At 48.9% G+C, this 5,401-nt stretch carries 3 protein-coding genes and 1 pseudogene; all 4 read left to right on the top strand.

Annotated elements, in window-relative coordinates; all coding sequences use genetic code 11:
• Window positions 1-159 precede the first annotated feature (159 nt).
• Window positions 160-2,523 (top strand): helix-turn-helix domain-containing protein, encoded by a 2,364-nt coding sequence (locus AC1DWB_RS30825; protein WP_477544918.1) that lies wholly within the window; start codon window positions 160-162, stop codon window positions 2,521-2,523.
• Window positions 2,524-2,543: 20 nt separating this feature from the next.
• A complete protein-coding gene (locus AC1DWB_RS30820; RefSeq protein ID WP_477544917.1) occupies window positions 2,544-3,833 on the top strand; it encodes a Gfo/Idh/MocA family protein in 1,290 nt (429 codons plus the stop codon).
• Window positions 3,834-3,868: 35 nt separating this feature from the next.
• Window positions 3,869-4,669 carry an alpha/beta hydrolase gene (locus AC1DWB_RS30815; protein ID WP_477544916.1) on the top strand — a complete coding sequence of 267 codons (801 nt, stop codon included), beginning with the start codon at window positions 3,869-3,871 and terminating at the stop codon, window positions 4,667-4,669.
• Window positions 4,670-4,736: 67 nt separating this feature from the next.
• Window positions 4,737-5,401: pseudogene (locus tag AC1DWB_RS30810) on the top strand (hypothetical protein); the annotation flags it as partial.

Below are 5,401 nucleotides of genomic sequence, written 5' to 3'. Positions count from 1 at the left end.
ACTAAAATCATTATGGGCAAAGAAGAAATCTCAGCATGGGATGCCATGGTTGCAAAGTTGAAGACAGATGCGGATTTCCAAAAAATCATTACAGAAATGAACGAGGCATATCAAACTAAGAACAGCAGCAAGTAGCAGTAACCGCGGGAGGGTAACCAATTGTTAATTCGTAACTGGATCACCAGGTTCATCGGGAATGCCTTGGAACGTCTGAAAGCTCCCTTTTATCGTAAAAGCTTGATGACTGTACTGACCATCGCATGTTTGCCGATCGCACTAATCGGAATTGTGATCTATATCACAGGTGTGCGGCAAATCGAGAACGAGAGCAGTCGGATGCACCAGATGCAGCTGACCCAAGCGTACGATCGGATAGAGGAGTATATGTCCCATCTTGAGCTTGTCTCGTCGCAGTGGGCGTTTCATTCGGCCTTCGACATTCGTCTGCAAACGATGGACCTGCGTGACCAGTTCGATGAGACTCAGAACTTGTATGTAAGCTTATCTGCACTAGAGCGAACTGACACGATGATCGGTGAAGTGCTGTTATATTTGCGTAACCAGCAGGTGACGATCTCTCCGGTGGAAGGTGTTGTGCCGTTACAGGACAGCAACAGGGATTCCTATTCGCAGCTTCTTAAGGAACAGGGAAAGGTATATTGGACGCATACATTATCCCAAGGCCTACAGCCCGGCAAAAACCGGGCTTCCTTGTCGTTGATCATCAAATTGCCTGGTATCGGAAATGTTGAGAGCTTCGGAGCTATCATCGTCCATCTGGACAACACGAAGGTAGCGCATTTGTTCAATGATGCTTATCGGCAGGAGGAGGGGGCTTCCTTCATCCTGAGGAAGGATGGTATGTTCGTCGCGCGAGGTGGTCAAGCAGTAGGTGAGGTTGCGAAGAATGAGCTGGAGCAGGCGTTAAGTCAATATGTATTGGCTCAAGGAACGGATTCCGGTTCTGTCGTATACCACTACAAGGCCAATGCCTATTCGTTGTCTTATCGGAGTATGAACAGGCTGGGTTCGGAATGGATCTATGTAACGGCTACCCCGTTGACCAAATTAACTGCTCCTGTCAAAACGTTATCGAGGTTGATTATTGGTGTTAGCCTGATGGTTATGCTGATCGCGATTATATTATCGTGGCTTGCATCCGGTAGAATATATGGTCCCGTTCAACGATTGGTTCGGTTGTTCCAGGGTGGGCGCGAGGAAGAGCGAAACGGCGACGAATTTGCTTTGATTGAAGACCATTGGAAGAACATTTCCCGCGAGAGCCAGATGCTGCAAACCAGACTCGAGGATCAACTGCCCGCTATGAGGGAGGGCTTCTTCCTGCAGTTGGTACAGGGGCATTTAATCCATCTGTCGGAATCCGATATCCGAGAGCGGCTAGAGCAACTGGGATGGAGCGCCGGGAATAGAATGTATGTGCTCGTAGTATTGCAGCTAACCGGGTTTACGCATATATCCGGGCGATTCTCAGAGGGAGATGAACCGTTAATCGGATTTGCGGCGGCGAACATCGTGAATGAAATGGCATTCCCGCTCAAAGGATTGAAGCATGTTGTTCATTTCCAGGATCTTTCCATTGGTCTGCTGCTGTCGCTTCCAGAGGAGGACTGGAGTAAGAAGTGGAAATCCGATCTGATCAACAAGCTGCAGGAATGGATGAGAGCTCTTCATTCGATCTTGCATTTGCATGTAACAGCGAGCATTGGGGTTCCAACAACGTCGGTACACCAAATCCCGCAGGCCATGGAAGATGTGAAGCGGGGGCTTCGTTACCGGAGCCTGCAGCAAGAAAATCAGGTGCTTGATATGGCGGAGCTGCTTCCACAAGGAAGGGATCCGGTCAGTTATCCGTTCGCGGCGGAGAAAGAAGTAATCCAGGCAGTTCGGCTTGGTCTGGAAGAGGATACGATTGAGGCTTTGGGACGATTCATGGATGAGTACCGGTTGAAGACAGACACGGAGCTGCATGTCCAGCAGGGTATGCTTCAGTTGCTTGGAAGTATTCAATCGGCCATTCTGCAATCGGGCTATTCCACGAATGAGCTCTTCGCTGGGGCCAATCTGTTCATCGAACTTAGTGAAATCCGGGAGCCGGAGCATATGCTGAGCTGGTTCGAGCACAAGGTAATCAAGCCCTATACGAAGCTGCTGATGGAAACTCAGGATATCCAGATTAAACGGCTTGTTGAACGAGCTATGGAAACGATCGGTGAACGTTACATGACGGATCTGTCATTGGAATCATGCGCTGATCTGCACAGTACGTACCCGCAGAAGCTGAGCTCGGCCTTCAAGAAGGTAACCGGGATGAATTTCATCGATTATTTAACCCAATTCCGGATGGAGCAATCGAAGGAGCTGCTGATGTCCACCCATCTAAAGATCAACGAAGTTGCCGAACGGGTAGGTTATCAGCCCTCCTATTTCATCCGAGTATTCAAGAAACATGAAGGACTTACACCGAAGGAGTATCGGGATACGCACGGTGTCGAGTACAAATAGGTCAAGGAGAAGGGTGTGTTATGAAAACCTATGCGATCTGCGGCGTAAGCTATCGTGCCATAAAGATGTTTATCGATCCGATTGTAAATGTGTACAAGCACCGATGTCGAATTGTTGCTTTGCTGGATGCTGACCCGCTGCGATTTGAGGTTTGCACAACAGCGCACCCGGGGTTAGCGGATATCCCTGTATATTTACCTGACGCCTTCGAAGCGATGATGCAGGAAACCCAACCAGACGTTGTAATTGTAGCTGGGATCGATTCCAGTCATGTTGACTATATTGTGCAAGCCCTGCAGTGGGACCGTGATGTGATCACAGAGAAACCTATGGTGACGACAAGCAGCGATAGTCTCCGCGTACTTGAGGCCGAATCTCGCAGTAAGGGCAGGGTCACGGTTGCACTCAATTACAGGTATACTCCGATTCATACGAAAATCAAACAATTGCTGCTGGACAAGCGAATCGGCCGGATCACCTCCGTTGATCTGAACTGGTATATCGATACGTACCACGGAGCGAGCTATTTCAAACGCTGGAACCGAACGCGTGAGCAATCCGGTGGACTCTCCATCCACAAGAGCACCCATCATTTCGATCTAGTCAGTTGGTGGATTGACGCTCAGCCTGTTGAAGCATTCGCCTATGGCGATCTGCACTACTATGGGCCGGAGGGGGAGCATAATCCGAGGACGGGCGAAGAAGGTCGGCATTGCGGAACGTGCAGCGTAAAGGAGAACTGTGTCTATATGATGCGGTGGACATCGCGAAGCAGAGAGGTCGCTGTGAAGGACGATCACCTTAACTTAGCCAATACGACCGGAACGGGTAAATTTTATACCGATTACCGACCGGATGCGTGTATCTTTGATTCCGAGATTGATATTGAGGATACTTATGCGGCTGTAGTGAAGTATGAAGGGAACGTGTTCCTGAACTACTCTGTCAATTTCTCGCTGCCTTATGAAGGATACCGGCTGGCTATTAACGGGACAAAGGGCAGAATCGAGACACAGATGTATCATGGTTCCAGGGTGACGTTTCCGTTTCCGGAACAGACGGTCGATTATTTCCCCTTATTCGGCTCCAAGGAATCGATTCATGTTGTACCGGGTTCTGGTATGCACAGCGGCGCAGATCCAGTATTGCAGGAGCATCTCTTCCTCGGGCCCGACCCAACAGGTCCACACAACCGCATGCCAAGCGCACTTGAAGGCGCCTATTCCGTAGCAACGGGTGAAGCTGTGTGGAAGTCGGCAAGAGAAGGGTGTCCTATAAGGATAGCGGATCTGCTGTCAGGAATGGTTTGACGAAGTACTATGTAGGATCGAGGAGAGCGTGATGGATGGAGCTAATTACTCGGTATTATGATAAAGACATTCAATTGAAAAGAGCGTTGGACATTGCCCGTCCCTCCGGATTGCCACATCGAACGGCATTGTTCTACATTCATGGAGGAGGCTGGAGAGGTAGCAGTCGTGACCTCTATCATGAGCATATGCAGCATTTCTCCCGCAAAGGGTATCTGTGCGCATCGGCAGGTTACAGGCTAGTTCCAACGGTGCAATTGCCTGAGCAAATGGCGGATGTCAGAGACGGCTACAGCTTGTTCAATCGATATATAGAGGAGAATCGGCTGACAATCGATCAGATTATCCTCATCGGGAGTTCGGCAGGGGCGCATCTCGCCTCCATGTTGGCCGTGACTGAATCTGGATGGCTTGAGGAAGGATTAGCGCCTCGAATGGACTGGCGCAGACCGGCCGCTTGCGTGTCGGTCTGCGGTCCTGGAACGTTGGAGCGTTGGGACAACATGAACGTGGACATCAAGCGAGCGATCGAAGAGCTGCTAGGCGCCACCTATGAGGGAGAGACGGAACGGTTCCGACAAGCGTCTCCGATTGTGCAAGTGAATGAACAGTCGGCTGATTTTCTCTTCCTCATTGCCGGTAAGGAGAATCTGTTCCCTCATGTATTTATATATGCGATGAGCGATAGGTTGAAGTTTTTTGGGAAACGTGCTGATGTGGTGATGATTTCGGAAGCTCAGCATGGATTTTTTTATTCCCTGAGAAGTGAGCAGCAATTGGAAGCCTTATATGCGCTAGAAGCTTTTATTGAGAGTTATGAGTCCTGTGGAAGGTGATTTCATAGAACTCAACGAATAACAGGGGGAGGTTGTTAACATGTAGATGGCAGGGAGGAAGCATGATATGAACACTTTTGTAGACGCAGCTGATTATGGATTTTTACCTGAATCGACGGGGATCGAGAATGCAAGTGCCCTTCAACAAGCATTAGATGGGGGCGGAACGATCACGGTAAGTCGACCGGGTACATATAAGCTAGCTCGGACTGTCTATATTGGAAGCTATACTTCATTAATGATGKGAAATGGTGTTTTTGTTCAGAAGGAAGACGAGGTGGGTCCATTTTGCCATGTGATCCTGAATAAGGGGGCACTCACCAAAAATTACGATCAGCACATTGCTATCGAAAATCTGCATATTGTTGTGAATGGCATGGATATTCGAAAGTTCGAAGTGTTTGGGCTGCATGGTCAGCTTGCTTTTTTCTACGTTAAGGATTTGAAAATTACACGTTTCCGCTGTATGGATCTGGGAAAAGCGCAGTATGGCATTCATATCTGTACATTTGAAGATATCCTCATTCACGATGTAATCATTAAGGGTGATAAGGACGGGGTTCATCTAGGGAGAGGAAGACGGTTCCATATTAGCGACGGGGTTTTTGAAACGTACGACGATGCCATAGCGCTGAATGCCCATGATTATGATGTGGGTAATCCAGAGTTGGGTTGGATCGAGGATGGGATTGTAGAGAAYTGTCATGATCTAGCTCGCTCGAAAGAAAATAA

The organism is Paenibacillus sp. P4_E11, assembly GCF_056401635.1.
Note: the sequence above shows the minus strand (reverse complement) of the source record. Positions and strands in the feature narration are given on the sequence as shown.